The following is a 19,619-nucleotide window of genomic DNA, read 5'->3' on the forward strand; positions in this document are numbered from 1 at the left end:
AATTAAAATTAGGTTTTTGTTATCAGAAGATTTACAAAAATTTACCGTATATTTACTGTTTTTCAATCTCTCCTTTAAAAATAGAGAGTAATATGAGGTTGTACATATTCTATCACAAGGAGGAAACGCAAATGAACAAATGGGTTAAATCATTAACTGCTATGGCACTTGCAAGTTCTTTATTAATGGTAGGTTGTAGTAAAGGTGAGGACAAGAAGAAAGAAGACGACACAACAACACAACAAGAAGACAAAAAGGATAAAGAAACAAGCGGAACCGAGAAGTCTACTGATTCTAAAGAAAAGAAATAAAGTAATAATAAAGCTTCCTCTTATATATGAGGAAGCTTTTTTGTTGTAAATTGATTGAGATTATTGAAAAATAGAAAGAGAATGAAAGAGGGGGAAAACAAATGAAAGTATGTATATTGGGAGCAACAGGACGAGTAGGTTCAAACATAATTAATTTAGCATTAAAGGATTCAGCTGAAGTGACTGCATTAGCGCGTGATTTAAATAGAATAGAAATACAACATGAAAGGTTACGAGTGATAGAAGGTAATGTATTGAACGAAAATGATATAAATAAAGTGATAAAAGGAAGCGATATAGTAATTAGTGCACTTGGAACGGATCAAAATGGAACATTAGCGAAGAGTATGCCACAAATTATTAAGCAAATGGAAGAAGAAGGGGTTCGTAGGATCATAACAATAGGAACAGCTGGTATTTTACAAGCAAGAACAGATCTAAATTTATATCGTTTTCAATCAACGGAATCAAAAAGGAAAACGACAACGGCAGCGGAAGATCATTTAGCTGCATATGAGGCACTTAGTAATAGTAATCTATATTGGACCGTCGTTTGTCCGACACATTTAATAGACGGTGATGTGACAGAGGTATATCGAACTGAAAGAGATATACTGCCAGAAGGTGGAGTGAAAATTACAGTGGGTGATACAGCACACTTTGCATGGGATCTATGTAAGAAAAACATATATGAAAATAGTCGAGTAGGTATTGCATATTAAAAAACCATCCCGAAGTCAGGATGGTTAAAAGATGATATAACATACGAAGATGATAATCATAATGATTTGGAGAATTGCTTTCGCTACTGTACTGCTTAAAAAACCAACTACAGTAGCGACTCCAACTAGAAAGGCATCTTTTGGCGCTTTTTTATGTACTAGTTCGGTTATAAATACTGATAAGAACGGTATGATAATAAGTCCGAATGGTGGGAAGAAGAACGATCCGACAATGATAGAAATCATTCCGACACGTTCGCCCCATTTAGAACTACCGTATTTTTTTAAGAAATATCCATTTGCAATAAAATCAGCAACGAAAATGAAAAAAGTGAAAATGACTTGAATAATCCAAAAAGAAGTTGTTAATTCTCCTCCATTTATACCGAAATGGTAAATCAAATATCCAGCCCATACAGCTAGTATGCCAGGGATAATTGGATAAATAAATGCAAGAAATGAAACAATGAAACAGGCAATGATACAAATTGTTAATAAAACAGTCACTTTATAGCTCCTTTTTAATATCTAGTTTATGTACAGCAACTTTTTTGACTTGATGTCCATCAAGTTCTAATACTTTAAATTGAAAACCAGCATATTCAATGGAATAGCCAGCTTCAATATTTAAGTCAACTGCTTGAGAGAGAAGCCATCCTCCGATTGTATCTAAATCACTATCATCAATATGTAGGCCAAACATATCATTTACTTCAGAAATAAGCACTTTTCCATCTAAAACAGTAAGCTTAGGTGTACGCTTTTCAATCATAGGTGATTCATCAGCATCGAATTCATCTTGAATTTCTCCAATGATTTCTTCAAGAATATCTTCCATCGTTAAAAGTCCCGCAGTACCACCATATTCATCCATAACGATTGCCATCTGAACGCGATTTTTTTGAAGGTGGACTAACGTTTTACGAATTGGAACTGTTTCAAATACAGTTAGAACAGGATGTATATAAGATTCAAGTGGTTTATAAATACCTTTCGTTTGATCATGGAATACTTCTTTCGTATTGATCATCCCGATGATATCATCTTTATCTTTTTCAATGATTGGATAGCGTGTATATTTTTCAGTAGCGACGATATCCATATTTTCTTCTAACGTATTTTCAGTAGACAAGCAAATCATTTCGGTACGAGGAACCATAATTTCTTTCGCAACTCGATCATCAAATTCAAAAATGTTATTTACATATTTATATTCGGTTTGGTTTATTTCACCGCTTTTAAAACTTTCACCTAAAATGAGTCGCAATTCCTCTTCAGAATGAGCAAGTTCACTTTCCTTCGCAGGTTCTAATCCGAGTAGTTTTGTGAAAAATATAGCTGTACTATTGAGTAGCCAAATGAATGGATACATAATTTTATCAAATAAAATAAGCGGTCTTGCAAATTTGAGTGTGATTGCTTCTGCTTTTTGAATTGCGAAAGACTTTGGAACTAATTCACCTAATACAACGTGGAAAAATGTAATAACACTAAAAGCAATAACAAAAGATAAAGTGTTAGCCATTGTTCCAGTAATATTAATTTTTTCAAAGAGCGGTCGTAGTATATGTTCCACAGTCGGTTCACCAAGCCAACCAAGTCCTAAAGAAGTGATTGTAATTCCGAGCTGACAAGCTGATAAATAAACATCTAAATTAGATAGGACGCTTCTTGCAGCTAAAGCTTGTTTATTACCTTCATTTGCAAGTTGGTCAATTCGACTTTTTCGTACTTTTACAACAGCGAATTCTGATGCAACGAAAAAGCCAGAAATAAGAATAAGTACAAAGATGAGAAAAATATTTAATATGTCCAAGCGTGTTCTCCATTCCAAGGTTTGGAATAAAGATGTCACCTCCTGCAATTATGTTATACTTTTATAATAAATCCAAATGAAAAGAATAGTCAAAGGAAAAGGGTAAATATTGGTATGTTTCTGTAATAGTTTTTGAATTTGCTGTTATTTTGTCCGCTATACAAAAGGAATAACCCCCTACTTTTAGATTATAGAGGGTTATTTTAAATTAAGGTTTTGGAACACTTCTCGTTAAAGTGTATGACTGTTGCTTGGAGTAGTTTGTGGTCCATAGTGTTTGAAGGAAAGAAAGTATGCTATATGGGATATAGAGTAGTAATAAGCCGATTGTAACAATTATGGGTGAATTTCCGCCAAATTGAACGATAAATTGTAACAGGCCATTTGCATGAAAAACGCATTCCATAAAAACGAATGAAAGAATAATGGAACCTAAAATTGATTTATGATTTGAAGTAAGCGCTAAAAACAATGTGTCTACAAGAAAAGAATCATGTTTTATTTCATATTCATTTGTGTTTTTTAAGAAAGGAATCCATTTTTTTACTGCTTGCATAACGATAATCATGGAAGTACTACATACGATGATAAATGATGAGTAGTAAGGAAGGTTTATAAATTGTGCGATGTATAGAAGTAGTAATAAGACTGAACATTGTAATACTACAGTGCAAAAAGAGTAAGGTATCCATTTCAATACAGTAGTAAACTTTTTAAACGAGTTAGGTACTTTGAAAAATAAATGGCCGATACCCAAACTTATGAAAAATCCGATCGCAAGGGTAAAAGTAAAACGAACAATCGATATAAAATATATTTCCCATATGTAAGGGAATAATGGTGTTAAATGATTAGAAGTATGTATCATTTGGTTTGCTGAGAAAAAGATAGATTCATGCATCCAATCAACCTTTGGAATTGATATAGAAGAAAGCTGTGCGAAGTTTTGAAAAATGCTAATAAATCCATTTTGATAAGAGTAATTGTGTGTAGTAAAAAGAGCTGGAATAGGACTTATGGCAAAAATAACAATAACACCAATTATAAATTTACATATATGTGAGCGTAATAAGGACATATAACCACCTACTCTTAGAATATTCAGAAAATTCTTATTCTTATTTTAGCTTTTTTTGAAAGAAGTTACAATATATTTTTCATTTAGTAATTCAGAGAGAAGATTTGATAGCAAAAATATACAAGTGAAGGATTCATGAATAAATTATGACAAGAAAATGAATAATTTTCAGAAAAATAAAATAAATTATTTATTTTTTTCTGAAAATATAATATAGTTATGGCACAGAAAGTATTTTAACATAAGGAGGCTTTTTATGAGGATTAAAGGGAATTACGTGCCGAAAAGGGAAGTTTTACTGTGCTCAAGTTCGATTACGATTGGGGAAGCGTTAGAGCATTTAAATAAAACGGGGTATCGTTGTGTACCAGTTTTAGATGAAAAAAAAGAGAAATTTTTAGGGAATATATATAAAGTAGATATTTTAGAATATAAAGGATCACTTGATGAGAGTGTAATACAATTATTAAACGATAAAGAAGGATTTGTGAGAGAAGATTCATCTTTCTTTAAAGTATTTTTTACAATAAAAAAATTGCCTTATTTATCAGTAGTTGACGAAAAAGGGGTTTTCCTTGGAATTTTAACACATAAAAAAGTTTTTGAGTTATTAGAGGATGCATGGGGCGTTCACTCTAGTAAATACTCTGTCATGATTGGAACGCAAGACTATAATGGAGCAATCCAAAAGTTATCGACAGTTTTAAAGAAATACACTGGTATTCAAAGTTTGATGACTTTTGATAATGATGCCTTATTAGTTCGTAGAATTATGTTTACATTAGGAGAAGAGTTTAACGACGGTGAATTAGAGACATTATTGAAAGATTTAGAAGATCACGGATTTAGAGTTGTGTATGTGGAAGAGATGAAAAATCCACGTGAAGTTGAAACGATAGAGTAACATAACAAAAGCCATCTTTATGGATGGCTTTTGTTATGTTACGTGTGTAAAGTTATTTGGAAATAACGATAGGGTAATAAGTGAGATTGTAACAATATTTGTGTAAGAGAATAAAAAATGTAGATAATTTTGATTTTCAAAAAAATCAATTTGAAAATATGTTTTTATTTTGCAACTAAATATGTTACTATATGTGTGATAAAAACAAAGAGGTCTGACAACTATACTCCACGTAATAACACTCTAATGATTTAAAAATTCAAAAAAATCAAAATTCAAAATAACAATTGTATTAATGATTAGAGTAAAAATAAGGGGAATGGAGAAATTATGGAGAAAGACACTGCTTTGTAAGGGGCATATTTTATCATCTTGAGCAGAGAGGAGGATGCATAGCATATTGTAAAATATAGAGATAAACAATGAAAAAGTGCTATGCAAATGAAGAGCATGAAGGGACGTTTAAGGCCAGGTGATACGGTAGCAATTGGTTTAATGCTATTTGCATTATTTTTAGGAGCAGGAAATTTAATTTTTCCGCCAGTTTTAGGTCAACAAGCAGGAGAGAATGTTTGGATTGCTACAATAGGATTCCTTGTAACGGGAGTCGGATTACCCCTACTAGCTGTAACAGCTGTCGCGTTTGTAGAGGGGGACTTGAAAGCGCTATCTTCTAGAGTCCACCCTATATTTGCGTTTATTTTCCCATTGATTAGTTATTTAGCAATTGGACCATTTTTCGCGATTCCTCGTACTGGAGCTGTTTCGTTTGAAATGGGTATGAAGCCGTTTTTATCAGAGGTAATGGTTTCAGAGTGGTACATGCTATTTCTTTTCACGATAGTTTTCTTCGGAATAACGTGGTATTTATCATTAAATCCATCTAAATTAGTGGATTGGTTCGGAAAGTTTCTTACACCATTATTAGTATTAATTGTCGCTGTTATTGTCGGAAAGGCAATTATTGATCCAATTGGAGAGCCAGCTGCGCCGTTAGCTGCTTACAAAGAAAATGCTTTCTTTGGTGGATTTATTCAAGGATATTTAACGATGGATGCAATTAGCGCGCTCGTATTCGGAATTGTCGTTGTACAAGTTATCCGCTCTAAAGGGATAAAAGAGAGTAGTCAAATTGCAAAAATAACAGTAGTATCAGGTATTATTGCTGTACTTGGTTTAACGTTAATTTATTTATCACTTGCTTATCTTGGTTCAACAAGTACATCACTTGGTATCTCAGAAAACGGTGGCCTTATTTTAACGAATGTTGTAAATGAGCTATATGGGACGAGTGGTAAAATTTTATTAGGGCTTGTTATTATACTCGCTTGTTTAACAACTTCTGTTGGGTTAACATCTGCGTGTGCAGGTTTCTTTACAAACTTATTCCCAAAACTTTCGCATAAAACGATTGTAACAATGGTATGTGTATTTAGTTTAATTGTATCTAACCTAGGTTTAACACAATTAATCGCAGTAACATTACCTGTGTTAATGATCATTTATCCAGTTGCAATTGTATTAATCGTACTTTCGTATTTCCATAAGTGGATTGGGAAGCGTAATACAATTTATATTGGAGCTATTTTAGGTGCATTGTTAATTAGTTTCTTTAACGGTTTAGAAAGTGCGAAAATTAAAATTGACGCGATTTCTAATGTGCTACAAATGTTACCGTTATATAACGAAGGAATCGGATGGTTAATTCCATCATGTATTGGCGGGATTCTTGGTTTCTTCTTCTATAAATCAAATGAATCAAGTGAATTACAAAAGAAAGGTGCTTAGGCACCTTTCTTTTTTTGAAGGGGATTTTTGTATTTTGTCTAAGTAATAATTGGGGGGAATGATAAATGGCTAATTTTGAAGATTTTTTAAATTTGGATTTGAGAATTGGAACTGTAATACATGCAGAGGAATTTAAAGAAGTGAGAGTACCAGCGATTAAACTAGCAATAGATTTTGGAGAAATCGGGATAAAGCAGTCAAGTGCTCAAATTACGAAAAGGTATAGGCCAGAAGAGTTAATCGGTCAACAAATCGTTGCTGTTGTAAACTTTCCATCAAAGCGTGTAGCTGGATTCAAATCAGAAGTGCTTGTGCTTGGCGGCGTTCCTGAAGCTGATGATGTTGTGTTGCTTCAGCCTAATATGGAATTGCCAAATGGAACGAAAATTAGCTAGGGTGAAGGTAGGGACTAATATGGATATCGGACGAGAATATTTACAATGTGCGATTTCGAACTTTAAAGCAATAAAGAAACAAGGAGAACGGGCACTTTCTCAATTATCATATGAACAAATACAATGGTCTTCTCATGAAGAAACAAATAGTATAGCGATTATTATTAAGCATCTGCACGGTAATATGCGTTCTAGATGGACGGATTTTTTAACGTCTGATGGTGAAAAAACAGATCGTAATCGAGATGGTGAATTTGAGGGATGCTATCATTCAAAAGAAGAAGCCCTTATAGCTTGGCAAGAAGGATGGAAATATGTTTTTAATACGATAAATACTTTAACGCCGGAACACTTATTGAAGACGGTATACATTCGTGGTGAAGCACATACTGTCATGCAAGCAATTGAAAGGCAAATTTCTCATTATGCATTGCATATTGGTCAGATTATTTACATTGGGAAGATGTTAAAAGAAAATGAGTGGGAATGTTTAAGTATTCCGAGAGATCAGTCTGCGCGTTATGTAGGGAAAAAACGTTCAACATAATAATAAGAAAGAAACCGATAAAAAATGGAAAAAAAAGCCAGCCAAATAATAGATGGTTCTGTAATCATAAGAATACTGCCAAAAATAAGTCCATATATAATAAGAAAGAAATTGAAAAGTGTATTCACAGGGAGAAATCGTGAGATGAACACTTGCTGTCGTTTAAAACAATCACTGTGAAATAAATAAAAGCGGAAGTACCATGTGGCGGTAATAAGATCTTTCTTTCTTACAATTCTTTTTTTGCATGTATGACAGATAAATGGTGGTTGCATTTCATTACGCTCCATTTTTTATTTTCATAATAATGTGAGACAAAAGTAGGTACAAAGTGTATGTTCCTATATACGCTCCTGCAATAAGGAAAAATGGATTCAGTAAAATTCCATGAATGCTCGTCATGAAAACTAAATCTTGTATTAAAACATCGTATATATTAATGGAAATAATTGTACCGAGTACATATAGTGCCAAGTACGCAGAAATATGTAGCACAATAGAGATTTTTGGTTGCTTAGCGGACAAATAAAAAATGAATGATAGAGCGATTGGTAATATTCCTATTAATAGCTTCAATTCATTTCACCTCATTAACAATATAGCCGAAATTTTAACGGTCTATTCTCTAGGGCTTGTACATAACTTGAAATAGAGAGGTGATAGTATGAATCGGGGCTTTTTTTTTATGAAGTTTACAAATATGCGTAAGTTAGTTTTATTTGTTATTACTACAGTGCTAGCGACTTTTTTTCTTATTAGTCTGATGGTAACCTCTATGAAAGAGACAAAGTCAACGTATTTATATAATTGGTTAAATGAGTTATCGATGAATGGTTACATGTATGTACTTGGAAAAGAGAATCATTATTTTACACAGGAGTATCGAAATTTGAATCAAGATTTTTCAATTTCTTCTTTTCTCTTTTCTATGGCTACAAATATTCGCTTTAATGATGTACGCAGTTTTGTCGGGAAAGAGCTCCCGGGATTTGGTAAGTACGATACAGAAATTGTTATTGCGGGTGAGGGTACAAATTATTCTAACTTACCGATAGAGTCGAGTGTTCCTCTTGAAGAAGTAGTGAAGGAACGGACTAGTGGAACTGGACAAGCACCTAAACAAGATACGAATAAAGAGAAAAAACAGCCGTCCCAAACAACTGGGAAGAGACAAGTTGCGTTTATTTATCATACACATAGCTGGGAATCTTATTTACCTTTACTTAACTTAACGAATGACCCGAATCCGAATAAAGCAACGAGTTCTGTGTCGAATATTTCTATATTAGGAGACCGTTTCCGTGAACAACTAGAAGGTGAAGGGATTGGAGCTACTAACGATAAGAGTGATGTTGGTCAAAAGTTAATAAGTAAAGGTTTAAACAGTAATAGTTCGTATAAAATGTCACGAGAAATTGTGCAGCAAGCTATGGCTGGAAATAAAGATCTTCAATACTTTTTTGATTTGCATCGTGATAGTGCCCGAAAGAATGTAACGACAAAAACAATTGGAGATAAATCATATGCAAAGCTTGCATTTGTAGTAGGGAAAGGAAATAAAAACTATGAAAAAAACTTACAATTAGCGACAGCTTTACATGAGGCGATTAATAAGAAATATCCAGGAGTGAGCCGTGGGGTCATTCAAAAAGGGTTCCAGACAGGAAATGGAATCTATAATCAAGACCTATCAGGACAAGCGATATTAATAGAAGTTGGTGGTGTAGATAATACGGAGGAAGAATTGAATCGATCAATTGATGCACTTGCTAAAGCATTTGGTGAATATTTTTGGCAGGCAGAAAAAGTGAATGGATAAAGTGAAATTTAAATTGGTGAGAGACCTCACCTGATGAGGAGGAATTCACAGTATTTTTGAAAAAACGTAAGTGTAATGCTTGCGTTTTTTCTTTGTAATGATGAGAGGTCACAGAATAGACATAATTTGTCGTTGTTATAGTAATATCGAAATTTGTCAATTTATAGCAGGAGATTTACAAAGGGATTTTCAGGAAAGTAGAGAAAATCTTTTTATAAGGAAAACTTTTTATTATGAAACTGGTAGGGTGATTGAAGTGATTAGGGAGATCGAAATAGAAGATGCATCATCATTTTTGCAATTAAGTAAGCAATTAGATGAAGAAACGAAGTTTATGTTATATGAACCAGGAGAAAGAAAAACTACAGCTGAGCAACAAGAAAAAATGATCCATCGCTTTATAGAAAATGAATATGCAACAATATTTGTAGCAGTTGAAGATGAGAGGATAGTAGGTTTTATATTAGTGAACGGAAATAACATTCAAAGAAAGAGGCATGTGGCAACCATTGTAATTGGTATTTTGCAAGAGTATAACGGGCGAGGTATTGGGACGAGATTGTTTAAAGAGGTTGAGAAGTGGGCAAAATTACATGATGTATGGCGTTTAGAATTAACAGTAATGGCCCACAATACAAGAGCTCAGGCACTATATAAAAAAGCTGGATTTGAGAAAGAAGGTGTCAAAAAAGCTGCTCTTATTATCGATGGAAAGGGCATCGATGAGTATGAAATGGCCAAATTATTAAAATAAGAGGTCGTTATATGAAAAAAAGATGGGCACTACTTGGTATTGTAGCTGCAATAATTATTATTGGAGTAGCAGGAATCAATTATAAAATGTATAAGGATAAGCAGGCGCGGGAAGTAAGTGTAAATAGCATATTTCCGAAAGCGAAAGAAACGATTGCTAATATGGATGGGGATATTGCGGTAATTAATAATCCGAATTCAATGCTTGTACTTGTAAATAAAAGTAGGCGTTTACCAGATGGGTATAGACCGCCAGATTTAGTTATTCCGAAAGTGCGCTACTCTAGTGAAGGTGATCAAGAAAAGAAAAAGATGAGAAAAGAGGCAGCGAGGGCGCTTGAGGATATGTTTCAGCAGGCTGACAACGAGCGTATTTTTCTTTTTGCAGTTTCTGGATTTAGATCTTTTGATCGACAAAAAGCATTAAATACGATGTATAAAAAACAAGACGGGGAAGCAAAAACAGCAATGTCTAGCGCGGTTCCTGGCACAAGTGAGCATCAAACTGGACTAGCTATGGATATTACGTCTCAATCTGCTAAATTTCAGTTAGAGACAGTTTTTGGGGAAACGAAAGAAGGTCAGTGGCTTTCTGAAAATGCCCATAAATTTGGTTTTGTGGTTCGATACACAAAAGCGAAAGAAACGATTACGGGCTATCGGTATGAACCATGGCACGTAAGGTATGTGGGAAATCCACAAGCTACATATTTGTATGATAATCAACTGACGCTTGAAGAAGTAACAGAGTGAACAATTGAGGGGAGAGATGTACAATGACGATGTTATATAAGAAAAAAGTACATGCATATATTACAAGAGAAAAAGAGGGGGTTATGCAATTACTTGTTTTTAAACATCGTGATATACATGAAGCTGGTATTCAAGTGCCAGGGGGGACGGTTGATGAAGGTGAAACGTTAGAAGCTGCTATATTGCGTGAAGTACAGGAAGAATCCGGATTGCGTCATTTATGCATAGAGCGTTTTTTAGCAGATTACATTATACATATGAAAGAAAAGCAGGAGTATGAAAAACGCCACTTTTTCCATGTAACTTTACTAACAGATGTAAAGGATACTTGGGAACATATTGTAAGTGCTGGTGAGGAAGATAAAGGATTAGTATTTTGCTATGAATGGGTTGATATTGCAAAATGCCCTGAATTAGCTGGGAAACAAGGTGAGTTTTTACATTTATTAGATGAAGTATACGCACAGTAATGTAAGAGTCTGAAGCGAAGGTTAATCCGTTTCAGACTTTTTTTATTTTTCGGGAAATTAAAGGTGTTTAAATAAGAGTATTGAATTTCTTTAAAGGGATATTAATTTAGGATGTGTTGAGATGAAAAAGTAAGAGGTATATGTTAAAAAAGTTCATATAAGGGAGAATATAAATGGAAATTCAGTTTAATTCAATCTTAAAAAAGGAATTAACAATTCAAGATATTCAAAATGAAATGGAATCTGGAAAGCTAACTTCAAAAGAGCTAGTGATGTATTATCTCTATAGAATCGCAAAGTATGATCAAGACGGGCCGAAAATCAATTCAATTTTAGAAATCAATCCAGATGCTATTTTTATTGCAGAAGCGTTAGATTATGAAAGAAAGACAAACGGCGTAAGGGGACCATTGCATGGAATACCTGTTTTGCTTAAGGATAATATTGAAACGAATGACTTCATGCATACAAGTGCAGGTACAATAGCTCTAGAACAAAATATAAGCAGTGAAGATGCATTTCTCGTTACTAAACTGCGAGAAGCAGGGGCAGTGATAATAGGAAAAACGAATATGACAGAATTAGCAAATGCAATGTCTTTTGAAATGTGGGCTGGATATAGTGCAAGAGGTGGTCAAACAATCAATCCATATGGAACGGGCAAGGATCATATGTTTGTTGGCGGATCTAGTACAGGATCTGCAATAGCAGTTGCTGCTAACTTTACAGTAGTATCTGTTGGGACAGAAACCGATGCTTCTATTTTGAGCCCCGCTGTTCAAAATTCTGTAGTAGGTATTAAACCGACTGTCGGTTTAATTAGTCGTAGAGGAATTATTCCATTTACTTATTCGCAAGATACAGCTGGACCATTTGCTAGAACGGTAACCGATGCTACTATTTTGCTAGGGAGTTTAACTGGAGTGGATGAGAAAGATGTAGTTACTCACAAAAGTGACGGTAGGGCATATCGGGATTATACATCTTACCTTGATGCAAATGGTTTAAATGGAGCGAAGATTGGTGTGTTTAACGATGCACCAAAAGATTATTACGAAAATGGTGAGTATGATGAAATCTTGTTTAAGGAAACGATCCAAGTATTACGTAATGAAGGAGCGACAGTAGTAGAAAATATTGATATTCCTTCTTTTCATAGAGAATGGAGTTGGGGGGGTCCGCTTTATGAACTGAAGCACAGTTTAGATAACTATCTTTCTAAATTACCTTCTACTATTCCGGTACATTCTATTTCGCAGTTAATGGAGTTTAATAAAAACATAGCAGAAAGAGCTTTAAAATATGGACAAACTAAGTTAGAGGGAAGAAAAGATTTTCCTAATACGTTACGAAATCCAGAATATTTAAATGCGAGATTAGAAGATATATATTTTTCTCAAGAACAAGGCATTGATTTTGCATTGGAAAAATATAATCTTGATGCGATACTGTTTCCTTCCTATATAGGTTCTACTATATGTGCGAAAGCGGGTTATCCGTCTATAGCAATACCAGCAGGGTATATGGAAAGCGGGAGGCCTTTTGGAATTACCATTGCAAGCACTGCCTTTAGTGAAGGGATATTAATTAAATTAGCTTATGCTTTTGAACAAGCGACAAAGCATAGAAAAATCCCCAACTTATCATGAATAGAATAAACAAAGAGGACAGGAATCCCTGTCCTCTTTGTTTTAGTGATTAAAGTGAAATATCGTTCTGCTCTGTCTTATGATATTTTAATAAACTAAAAGATAAACAAGCGGAACATAAAATAAGAATAGAAGCGATGATATAAATTGTACGAACACCGAACATATCAGTAATAATGCCAATGCTAAGCATAGATAGTCCAGAGGCTGTTGAAAGAAGTGCGCCATGTGCGGTATACATTTTTGATAATAAAGCAGGGGCGACACTTGATTGTAAAACAGTCGTTTGGGAAATATCTCTAATTTGATAACATGGTCCCATTAGAACACATAGAAAAAGCGCAATAAATCCACTGCTCGTCGTACCATATAAAAATGTAAGAATGCTAAATATAAGAGAGCTAATCGACATAGATCGTATTAAATTGTTTTGAATATAGGAACTCATTTTCCATGCTAATAGACCACCGATTAACGTGCCAACATAATAACTTGTATTAATATATCCCCACCATTCTTCGCCCTTATGAAGGATAGTCGTAACGTATGCCATCGTAATAGCACCAATCCATATTGTCCCTGCGAAAGTTTCGATTAAGTCCATATATGTAACGGTACGGAGAGAAGGATTTTGAAATAGGAGTTTCCAACCTTCCAATAAAACAGTACTTTTGGAAGAGGGAGAATCTGCTATTCTTTCAGTATGTATAGAACGTAATGAAAAATGTAATGCAATGCATCCGAAAATCATTAAAATGTTATTAATCATGAGTGTAGAAGTAGCGCCAATGAGAAGAACGACAATACTCGTAAATGAATAAGCAACGGCTTGCACAATTTGTGTTGAAAAGGAAAAGATACTATTTACTTTTACTAATTTTTCTTTCGGTGTAAGGCGCGGAAGAATACCGTATAATAATGGAGCACTCCACCCGCTACATAATGAAATGACAAAAATAAAAGTTAATAGAGCTATAATGTTTGTGGACAAGACCGGGAACAAAATCATTAATAATAGTAAAAAGACTGTTTTCAACCATTGGAGCGTATATAACAGCGTATAAGATGGAAAACGATTTATTATAAGTGGTGCAGAGATGTTAGCAATTAGATTTGTGATAACTTGTAATAATGGAAAAAGAGCAGTAATAGTAGCTGATTTAGTTGCTATATAAATATGAGTTGTAATAATCATTACATATACGATGTCAGCGAGAGTAATGCATATTTTGGAAGCTAAATAGTAGATTAGTGACAGGTTTCTCAATAAGAATATCACCTCTATAAAAAATAGTATTTAGTAATTGTAATAATTGTAATTTAAAAATTAAAATTTTTAAAGAATTTAATTTTTTGTCACTTTTTGAAAGGGATTTTCATGTATAATGAAGAATATATTGATATAGTATTATATTAATGATCATTGTAACAGTGAATATGTACAATAGCTTGTAGCAAACGCCCAAGTGTAAGAAAGGGCGGATAAACCATTCTTTTCTTCATATACATATAGAAAATGAGAAAGAAAGTGAGGGTTGCATATGGCTGCTTGGGTAATTTGGTTTATAATAGCTGGTATTTTATTTATCGCGGAGATGTTGTCGATTACATTTTACATGCTTTGGCTTGGAATTGGAGCTGTTGTCGGAGGTCTTATTGCTTTGTTTGCTCCTGATGCACTACTGTTACAAGTTACTGTTGGTGCAATTGTAAGTTTAACTTTGACATTCTTTACGAAAAGAATTTCAAAAAACTTTCGAGAAGCAAAAGGTTTTACTGATACAGTAGATATGCTTGTTGGTAAAAGAGGGATTGTTATGCAAGCGATTACAAATGAAGCGAATGGTATTGTGAAGGTGGATGGAGATACTTGGACAGCTATTGCAGATTCTTCAATTGATGCTGGAGAAAAAGTCGTTGTTATAAAGAGGCATAGTACTATATTACAAGTGAAAAAGGAGAGTGAATAAATATGGTAGCATTAACGTTAACGATTATATTCGCACTAATTGTAGTTACATTTATCGCATTAACAATTAAAATTATTCCTCAGCAAAAAGTTGGGGTTGTTGAAAGATTTGGTAAGTTTCAACGTATAATGCACCCAGGGTTAAATATTTTAATACCAATTGTAGATCGTGTTCGTGTATATCATGACTTACGCATTCAACAAACGAATGTACCACCGCAAAAGGTAATTACGAAAGATAATGTTCAAGTAGAAATTGATACAATTATTTTCTATCAAATTGTTGAACCAGAACTTGCGACATATGGTATTTCAAACTATGAATATGGTGTTCGTAATATTACTTCAGCAACGATGCGTCAAATCATCGGTAAAATGGAACTGGATGAAACGTTATCTGGTCGTGAAAAAATTTCAACAGAAATCCGCTTAGCGCTTGATGAAGCAACAGAAAAATGGGGCGTACGTATTGAACGTGTCGAAGTTGTTGATATTAACCCGCCAAAAGATGTGCAAGCATCAATGGAAAAACAAATGAAGGCTGAGCGTAATAAACGTGCGATTATTTTAGAAGCTGAAGCAGCAAAACAAGATAAAGTCCTTCGCGCTGAAGGAGAAAAGCAAAGTAAAATCTTGATGGCTGAAGGGGATAAAGAAGCACGTATTCGCGAAGCTGAAGGTATAAAAGAAGCAAAAGAATTAGAAGCACAAGGGGAAGCACGAGCAATTGAAGAAATTGCAAAAGCAGAACAAACTCGTATTGAATTGCTTCGTGAAGCGAATTTGGATGAGCGTATACTTGCTTACAAATCATTTGAGTCATTAGCTGAAGTTGCAAAAGGACCAGCAAATAAAGTCTTTATTCCGTCTAATGCAATTGAAACACTTGGTACTCTTGGGGCAATTGGAGAAATATTTAAAGAAAAACAAGCGAAGAAACTACCTTCAAATGATACAGGAAAAGAACAATAAAAGTGAGGAAGAGAAATGGTATACCATTTCTCTTTTTTTGTGCGTATATTCTGAAAAGCTTGTACATATCCATGTATAAAGAAGGTGATGCAGTGAAAAATTATGCAACTCGAATACATGGGAAGAAGCTGATTTCGTTACTCCTTTTATATGCGCTAATAGTAATTATGATAGCGTCGATTTTGACGTCATTTTTACATACAATGAAATCGACTTATGCAAATCAATGGTTTGGAAAAGTATCGATGCAAGGTTTTGTTCAAATGATAGAAAGTGAGAATCGCTATTACGGATTTGATTATTTTAAGAAGAATAAAAGAGAGTCAGTTGGGAATTTAATGTTCTCTATCGCGACAGATTTGAAAATTAAAGATTTAAGAACATTCGTCGGTAAAGAAGTACCTGGTATGTCAAAGTATTATTCTAATATTATCGTAGCTGGGGAAGGGACAAACTTGACAAATATCCCAAATGAATCTAGTGTACCGATTGAAGAAGTAACGAAAGAACGGGAAATAGCAAAAGATAAAGTTACAGAAGCGGAAAAGAATAATCCGGTTCAGAAAAAGAACGGAGCGAAAAAAGGTGAAAGTGCAGTATATATTTATCATACACATAGCTGGGAATCCTTCTTTCCATTATTACCAGGGGCAACTGATCCATCTAGCCCAGATGTAAATGTGTCTTTACTAGGGAAACGTATGAAAGAGCAACTTGAAGGACAAGGAATTCCGGTAGTTCATGATAAAACGAATATGGGTGATTTATTAGCGAGTAAAAAGTGGGTATGGTATCAGTCATATAAAGCGTCTCATGAATATGTAAAAGAAGCATTAGCACAAAATAATAAAATTGCGTTTCCGATTGATATACACCGTGACGATCAGCGTAAGAAAGTAACAACAAAAGTAATTAACGGAAAATCGTATGCAAGATTATATTTTATAATTGGGATGGAAAATGAAGGCCGTGCTGAAAATGAAAAAATTGCAAGAGCGATCAATAGTTATTTAGATGAAAACTATTACGGATTAAGTAGAGGGATTTTTCCAAAGTATAAAAAAGATGGAAATGGCGTTTATAACCAAGATTTATCGAAAAATGCGATGTTAATTGAAGTTGGTGGTGTTGATAATACGTTAGATGAATTATATAACACAATTGATGTGTTAACAGAAGCGTTTAGTAAATATTATTGGAATGATGCGGAAAAAGTGAATGGATGAGGGACGGGAGACCGTTCCTTTTTTATTTTGGAATCTTAAAATGTGATATAATGGAATTTTATGGATGTTAAATAAAGGGAGAGAGAAACATGCAAATACTACTAATACGCCACGGAGAATCAGAAGCTGATATTTTACATGTGCATGAAGGTCGAGCTGATTTTGAGTTAACTGACAAAGGGAGACAACAAGTACAAAGACTTGTACAGAAAGTGAAAAAAGATTTTGTACCAGATTTCATTTGGGCAAGCACATTAAAACGCGCTCGTGAAACGGGTGAAACATTAGCAGAAGCAATTGGTTGTCCAATTCAATTAGAAGAGGAATTAATGGAGTTTAATAATGGAGTGCAAGCAGGCTTATCATTTGAAGAAGCAAAGAAATATCCAGAGCCAAAGTTTCTTCATGATAGTTTTGAAAACGGGGAATCGTTTATTGAGTTTCGAATGAGAATAGAAGGAATCTTTTCTAAAATCTTGACAGAGAATACATATGACCGAATTGCAATTGTTGCCCATGGAGGCGTAATTAATAGTCTATTACGTGCATTTTTCAAAATGCCAATTTCAATGGACTACTATTTCAAAATGGGAGATACGGGAATAAGTTTAATTGAAATTGAGGGTGAACAAAAAACGGTGCATTTCATTAATGATACGAATCATTTGGACGGGATGTAAAGACTTATGTACAAAGTTGTATTTTTCGATGTTGACGGTACGTTATTAAGTGAGATTGATAGAAGCATGCACGAAAGTACAAAAGAAGCGGTACAAAGATTAATAGATAAAGGAATTCACGTAGTTGTTACAACTGGAAGACCATATAGTTTATGCTCACAATTTAAGGAACTAGGTATAAATACGTTTATTTCAGCAAATGGTGCACATATAAAATGTGGGAAAGAAGTTATACATAAATCAGTACTTTCAAGCGAAATTGTTCATGATATTTCAAATTTTGCTGAATTACATGGTCACAGTGTTTCTTACTTTACAGAAGAATTTGCAATGAATAATATTGCTTCCAAAGATGAACGTGTCATGCGAGCGTTAAATGAAACCTTAAATTTAGAGCAGTATCCTGACAAAGTTAGAAACTTATCAGATGAGATGTATTGCATATGTCTGTATGCTGATGATACAGAAGCTCAAAAATTCATTGAAAGATATCCAGCACTTACGTTTGAGCGTTTTCATGGTTACGTTATAAATGTATTGGAAGATAGTAAAGTATCGAAGCTAACTGCAATTCAAAAAGTATTGGAACATTTAAACATTAGTAAATTAGAAGCCATTGCTTTTGGCGATGGTGGAAATGATATTGAGATGTTGCAGTATGTAGGATTAGGAGTTGCGATGGGAAATGGTGGAGAGGAGTTGAAGAGAAGGGCTGATTTCGTTACAACGAAGGCGAGTGAAGGCGGAATTTCTTATGCCTTAAAGAAGTTGCGCATTATTTAAAACTAATAGTTAGTCAGTGTGAAAAATCCTGTTTTATTAATGGCTTTTGTTAATATGTATACTGTTTTAGGGAATTATTTGAGCTCTCCTACTTACAATTTAACTGCAGAACAAATCCTTTATTTTCGCTTAACAGGGCTGTTTGGTATGTTGCTGTCACCACTTGCAGGTCGTTTAACAAAGAGGTTTGAAGTAAGGAAAGTTCTTCAAGGAGGATTGTTGATTGCTATTTTTAGTCTAAGTTCAATGGGCTTTGTTTCGTATCTATCTCTACTTGTAATGATGAGTGTCTGTTTTGTAATAGGTATTGCTATATCCGTTCCGTCCTTAGTTTCTCTTGTAGGTCAATTAGGAGGGAAAATTAGGAATGATACTTTTTATTGGTTTTGTAGCTTCTCTATTTATAATTAATGAATGAGTGGAAAATCACTCAAATAAAGGAATGCGAGGATCTTTCATATGCTCGCATAATAAAATATGAATTTGTCCACGATGATGATAAAAGTGTGCAACGATTTCAAGTAACCATTCAAAGCGCGAATAAGAAATACCCCAATAGGCAGTCATAACTTCTGCTAATTCTATTTGGGAGTAGGAAAGAAATGTTTTAGAGAGAAGGTTGTAACCTTCAATCATCGTTTGTTGCATGTGAGCAACTGTTACGGGGGTACGTTCTATATAAAAGGTATGTAATTCTTTTTCTGGAATACCATTTAAAATGAGTAAATCAGCATGACAAATAAGAGAAAGATGTGCACACATTTCAAATAATGATCGTTTTGAGTGAATCGGTTGTATTTTTAAATCGTTTTCACTATATTGGTTAAGCATATCAATAGAAGTATCAATAGCAACTTTTAGTTGATGCAATGCAGATTGAACAAACATTGTAATTCTCCTCGTCTCCGTATATAATAGTTTCTTGAGGATATTATATCATACTCAAAATTCCGAAAATTCTAGTAGTTTGACTAGCATAATGAA

The 19,619-nt window shown here is 34.0% G+C and carries 24 protein-coding genes; 17 read left to right on the forward strand and 7 right to left on the reverse strand.

The window, feature by feature from the left end; all coding sequences use genetic code 11:
* Window positions 1-131: 131 nt before the first annotated feature.
* On the forward strand, window positions 132-311 hold the full coding sequence (locus tag ACS2QP_RS04595) for a hypothetical protein (RefSeq protein WP_001045960.1): 180 nt from the start codon (window positions 132-134) through the stop codon (window positions 309-311).
* 101 nt (window positions 312-412) lie between these two features.
* Entirely contained in the window at window positions 413-1,033 is a 621-nt protein-coding gene (locus ACS2QP_RS04600) for an NAD(P)-dependent oxidoreductase (RefSeq protein WP_000861657.1), read from the forward strand.
* Window positions 1,034-1,057: 24 nt separating this feature from the next.
* On the opposite strand, the gene ACS2QP_RS04605 is transcribed toward ACS2QP_RS04600, so the two are convergent.
* The 3 genes from ACS2QP_RS04605 to ACS2QP_RS04615 all read right to left on the reverse strand — a co-directional run bounded on the left by ACS2QP_RS04605 (window position 1,058) and on the right by ACS2QP_RS04615 (window position 3,927).
* A complete protein-coding gene (locus tag ACS2QP_RS04605) occupies window positions 1,058-1,540 on the reverse strand; it encodes a DUF456 domain-containing protein (protein WP_000217332.1) in 483 nt (160 codons plus the stop codon).
* Window position 1,541: 1 nt separating this feature from the next.
* Window positions 1,542-2,849, reverse strand: coding sequence for a hemolysin family protein (locus ACS2QP_RS04610; protein ID WP_000353738.1), 1,308 nt, complete (start codon window positions 2,847-2,849; stop codon window positions 1,542-1,544).
* A 208-nt stretch (window positions 2,850-3,057) separates the two neighbouring features.
* Window positions 3,058-3,927 (reverse strand): hypothetical protein, encoded by an 870-nt coding sequence (locus ACS2QP_RS04615; protein ID WP_438882160.1) that lies wholly within the window; start codon window positions 3,925-3,927, stop codon window positions 3,058-3,060.
* Window positions 3,928-4,183: 256 nt separating this feature from the next.
* Between ACS2QP_RS04615 and cbpA the strand changes: the two genes are divergently transcribed.
* The 4 genes from cbpA to ACS2QP_RS04635 all read left to right on the forward strand — a co-directional run bounded on the left by cbpA (window position 4,184) and on the right by ACS2QP_RS04635 (window position 7,561).
* The gene (gene cbpA / locus ACS2QP_RS04620; RefSeq protein ID WP_001220526.1) at window positions 4,184-4,831 is read left to right on the forward strand and encodes a cyclic di-AMP binding protein CbpA; all 648 of its coding nucleotides are present in this window, start codon (window positions 4,184-4,186) and stop codon (window positions 4,829-4,831) included.
* A 450-nt stretch (window positions 4,832-5,281) separates the two neighbouring features.
* Window positions 5,282-6,619, forward strand: a complete 1,338-nt coding sequence (gene brnQ4, locus ACS2QP_RS04625; protein ID WP_438882229.1) for a branched-chain amino acid transport system II carrier protein BrnQ4 — start codon at window positions 5,282-5,284, stop codon at window positions 6,617-6,619.
* Window positions 6,620-6,684: 65 nt separating this feature from the next.
* Entirely contained in the window at window positions 6,685-7,014 is a 330-nt protein-coding gene (gene csaA, locus ACS2QP_RS04630; RefSeq protein ID WP_438882161.1) for a chaperone CsaA, read from the forward strand.
* The gene (locus ACS2QP_RS04635) at window positions 6,995-7,561 is read left to right on the forward strand and encodes a DUF1572 domain-containing protein (RefSeq protein WP_002183491.1); all 567 of its coding nucleotides are present in this window, start codon (window positions 6,995-6,997) and stop codon (window positions 7,559-7,561) included. The genes csaA and ACS2QP_RS04635 overlap by 20 nt, the downstream gene beginning before the upstream one ends.
* On the opposite strand, the gene ACS2QP_RS04640 is transcribed toward ACS2QP_RS04635, so the two are convergent.
* Together ACS2QP_RS04640 and ACS2QP_RS04645 are read right to left on the reverse strand one after the other, a co-directional pair.
* Window positions 7,534-7,836 (reverse strand): permease, encoded by a 303-nt coding sequence (locus tag ACS2QP_RS04640; protein WP_438882230.1) that lies wholly within the window; start codon window positions 7,834-7,836, stop codon window positions 7,534-7,536. The genes ACS2QP_RS04635 and ACS2QP_RS04640 overlap by 28 nt on opposite strands.
* Window positions 7,837-7,840: 4 nt before the next feature.
* Window positions 7,841-8,137: a hypothetical protein gene (locus ACS2QP_RS04645; protein WP_000770738.1), complete on the reverse strand. Its 297-nt coding sequence runs from the start codon at window positions 8,135-8,137 to the stop codon at window positions 7,841-7,843.
* 88 nt (window positions 8,138-8,225) lie between these two features.
* Between ACS2QP_RS04645 and spoIIP (ACS2QP_RS04650) the strand changes: the two genes are divergently transcribed.
* The 5 genes from spoIIP (ACS2QP_RS04650) (at window position 8,226) to ACS2QP_RS04670 (ending at window position 13,005) form a co-directional block, all read left to right on the forward strand.
* Window positions 8,226-9,380: a stage II sporulation protein P gene (gene spoIIP, locus ACS2QP_RS04650; RefSeq protein ID WP_001079278.1), complete on the forward strand. Its 1,155-nt coding sequence runs from the start codon at window positions 8,226-8,228 to the stop codon at window positions 9,378-9,380.
* 256 nt (window positions 9,381-9,636) lie between these two features.
* Window positions 9,637-10,134, forward strand: a complete 498-nt coding sequence (locus ACS2QP_RS04655) for a GNAT family N-acetyltransferase (RefSeq protein ID WP_000617576.1) — start codon at window positions 9,637-9,639, stop codon at window positions 10,132-10,134.
* A gap of 11 nt (window positions 10,135-10,145) precedes the next feature.
* The gene (locus tag ACS2QP_RS04660; RefSeq protein WP_000747647.1) at window positions 10,146-10,886 is read left to right on the forward strand and encodes a M15 family metallopeptidase; all 741 of its coding nucleotides are present in this window, start codon (window positions 10,146-10,148) and stop codon (window positions 10,884-10,886) included.
* 23 nt (window positions 10,887-10,909) lie between these two features.
* Window positions 10,910-11,356 carry an NUDIX hydrolase gene (locus ACS2QP_RS04665; protein WP_000178285.1) on the forward strand — a complete coding sequence of 149 codons (447 nt, stop codon included), beginning with the start codon at window positions 10,910-10,912 and terminating at the stop codon, window positions 11,354-11,356.
* Between the two features lie 173 nt (window positions 11,357-11,529).
* On the forward strand, window positions 11,530-13,005 hold the full coding sequence (locus ACS2QP_RS04670; RefSeq protein WP_438882162.1) for an amidase family protein: 1,476 nt from the start codon (window positions 11,530-11,532) through the stop codon (window positions 13,003-13,005).
* Between the two features lie 49 nt (window positions 13,006-13,054).
* Here the strand turns inward: ACS2QP_RS04670 and ACS2QP_RS04675 are convergent, their stop codons facing one another.
* Window positions 13,055-14,272, reverse strand: coding sequence for an MFS transporter (locus tag ACS2QP_RS04675; protein WP_438882163.1), 1,218 nt, complete (start codon window positions 14,270-14,272; stop codon window positions 13,055-13,057).
* A 274-nt stretch (window positions 14,273-14,546) separates the two neighbouring features.
* On the opposite strand from ACS2QP_RS04675, the gene ACS2QP_RS04680 reads away from it, so the two are divergent.
* The 6 genes from ACS2QP_RS04680 to ACS2QP_RS04705 all read left to right on the forward strand — a co-directional run bounded on the left by ACS2QP_RS04680 (window position 14,547) and on the right by ACS2QP_RS04705 (window position 19,046).
* Window positions 14,547-14,975 (forward strand): NfeD family protein, encoded by a 429-nt coding sequence (locus ACS2QP_RS04680; RefSeq protein ID WP_000741976.1) that lies wholly within the window; start codon window positions 14,547-14,549, stop codon window positions 14,973-14,975.
* Window positions 14,976-14,977: 2 nt separating this feature from the next.
* Entirely contained in the window at window positions 14,978-15,946 is a 969-nt protein-coding gene (locus tag ACS2QP_RS04685; RefSeq protein ID WP_438882164.1) for an SPFH domain-containing protein, read from the forward strand.
* Between the two features lie 71 nt (window positions 15,947-16,017).
* Window positions 16,018-17,172, forward strand: coding sequence for a stage II sporulation protein P (gene spoIIP, locus ACS2QP_RS04690; RefSeq protein ID WP_103622867.1), 1,155 nt, complete (start codon window positions 16,018-16,020; stop codon window positions 17,170-17,172).
* Window positions 17,173-17,261: 89 nt separating this feature from the next.
* A complete protein-coding gene (locus ACS2QP_RS04695; RefSeq protein ID WP_438882165.1) occupies window positions 17,262-17,852 on the forward strand; it encodes a histidine phosphatase family protein in 591 nt (196 codons plus the stop codon).
* Window positions 17,853-17,858: 6 nt separating this feature from the next.
* Window positions 17,859-18,635 carry a Cof-type HAD-IIB family hydrolase gene (locus ACS2QP_RS04700; RefSeq protein ID WP_000278973.1) on the forward strand — a complete coding sequence of 259 codons (777 nt, stop codon included), beginning with the start codon at window positions 17,859-17,861 and terminating at the stop codon, window positions 18,633-18,635.
* A gap of 39 nt (window positions 18,636-18,674) precedes the next feature.
* Window positions 18,675-19,046, forward strand: coding sequence for a multidrug transporter (locus ACS2QP_RS04705; protein ID WP_002183492.1), 372 nt, complete (start codon window positions 18,675-18,677; stop codon window positions 19,044-19,046).
* Window positions 19,047-19,061: 15 nt separating this feature from the next.
* On the opposite strand, the gene ACS2QP_RS04710 is transcribed toward ACS2QP_RS04705, so the two are convergent.
* Window positions 19,062-19,523 (reverse strand): DinB family protein, encoded by a 462-nt coding sequence (locus ACS2QP_RS04710; RefSeq protein ID WP_000497990.1) that lies wholly within the window; start codon window positions 19,521-19,523, stop codon window positions 19,062-19,064.
* Window positions 19,524-19,619 lie beyond the last annotated feature (96 nt).

Source organism: Bacillus cereus group sp. Bce019, assembly GCF_051781745.1.
Lineage (GTDB): Bacteria > Bacillota > Bacilli > Bacillales > Bacillaceae_G > Bacillus_A > Bacillus_A cereus.

Excerpts from the sequence above, each read along its gene's own strand:
- ACS2QP_RS04595 (WP_001045960.1), top strand. The coding sequence starts at position 132 with ATGAACAAATGGGTTAAATCATTAACTGCTATGGCACTTGCAAGTTCT.
- ACS2QP_RS04600 (WP_000861657.1), top strand. The coding sequence starts at position 413 with ATGAAAGTATGTATATTGGGAGCAACAGGACGAGTAGGTTCAAACATA.
- ACS2QP_RS04615 (WP_438882160.1), bottom strand. The coding sequence starts at position 3,927 with ATGTCCTTATTACGCTCACATATATGTAAATTTATAATTGGTGTTATT.
- cbpA (WP_001220526.1), top strand. The coding sequence starts at position 4,184 with ATGAGGATTAAAGGGAATTACGTGCCGAAAAGGGAAGTTTTACTGTGC.
- brnQ4 (WP_438882229.1), top strand. The coding sequence starts at position 5,282 with ATGAAGGGACGTTTAAGGCCAGGTGATACGGTAGCAATTGGTTTAATG.
- csaA (WP_438882161.1), top strand. The coding sequence starts at position 6,685 with ATGGCTAATTTTGAAGATTTTTTAAATTTGGATTTGAGAATTGGAACT.
- ACS2QP_RS04635 (WP_002183491.1), top strand. The coding sequence starts at position 6,995 with ATGGAACGAAAATTAGCTAGGGTGAAGGTAGGGACTAATATGGATATC.
- ACS2QP_RS04640 (WP_438882230.1), bottom strand. The coding sequence starts at position 7,836 with ATGCAACCACCATTTATCTGTCATACATGCAAAAAAAGAATTGTAAGA.
- spoIIP (WP_001079278.1), top strand. The coding sequence starts at position 8,226 with ATGAATCGGGGCTTTTTTTTTATGAAGTTTACAAATATGCGTAAGTTA.
- ACS2QP_RS04660 (WP_000747647.1), top strand. The coding sequence starts at position 10,146 with ATGAAAAAAAGATGGGCACTACTTGGTATTGTAGCTGCAATAATTATT.
- ACS2QP_RS04665 (WP_000178285.1), top strand. The coding sequence starts at position 10,910 with ATGACGATGTTATATAAGAAAAAAGTACATGCATATATTACAAGAGAA.
- ACS2QP_RS04670 (WP_438882162.1), top strand. The coding sequence starts at position 11,530 with ATGGAAATTCAGTTTAATTCAATCTTAAAAAAGGAATTAACAATTCAA.
- ACS2QP_RS04680 (WP_000741976.1), top strand. The coding sequence starts at position 14,547 with ATGGCTGCTTGGGTAATTTGGTTTATAATAGCTGGTATTTTATTTATC.
- ACS2QP_RS04685 (WP_438882164.1), top strand. The coding sequence starts at position 14,978 with ATGGTAGCATTAACGTTAACGATTATATTCGCACTAATTGTAGTTACA.
- spoIIP (WP_103622867.1), top strand. The coding sequence starts at position 16,018 with ATGTATAAAGAAGGTGATGCAGTGAAAAATTATGCAACTCGAATACAT.
- ACS2QP_RS04695 (WP_438882165.1), top strand. The coding sequence starts at position 17,262 with ATGCAAATACTACTAATACGCCACGGAGAATCAGAAGCTGATATTTTA.
- ACS2QP_RS04700 (WP_000278973.1), top strand. The coding sequence starts at position 17,859 with ATGTACAAAGTTGTATTTTTCGATGTTGACGGTACGTTATTAAGTGAG.
- ACS2QP_RS04705 (WP_002183492.1), top strand. The coding sequence starts at position 18,675 with ATGGCTTTTGTTAATATGTATACTGTTTTAGGGAATTATTTGAGCTCT.
- ACS2QP_RS04710 (WP_000497990.1), bottom strand. The coding sequence starts at position 19,523 with ATGTTTGTTCAATCTGCATTGCATCAACTAAAAGTTGCTATTGATACT.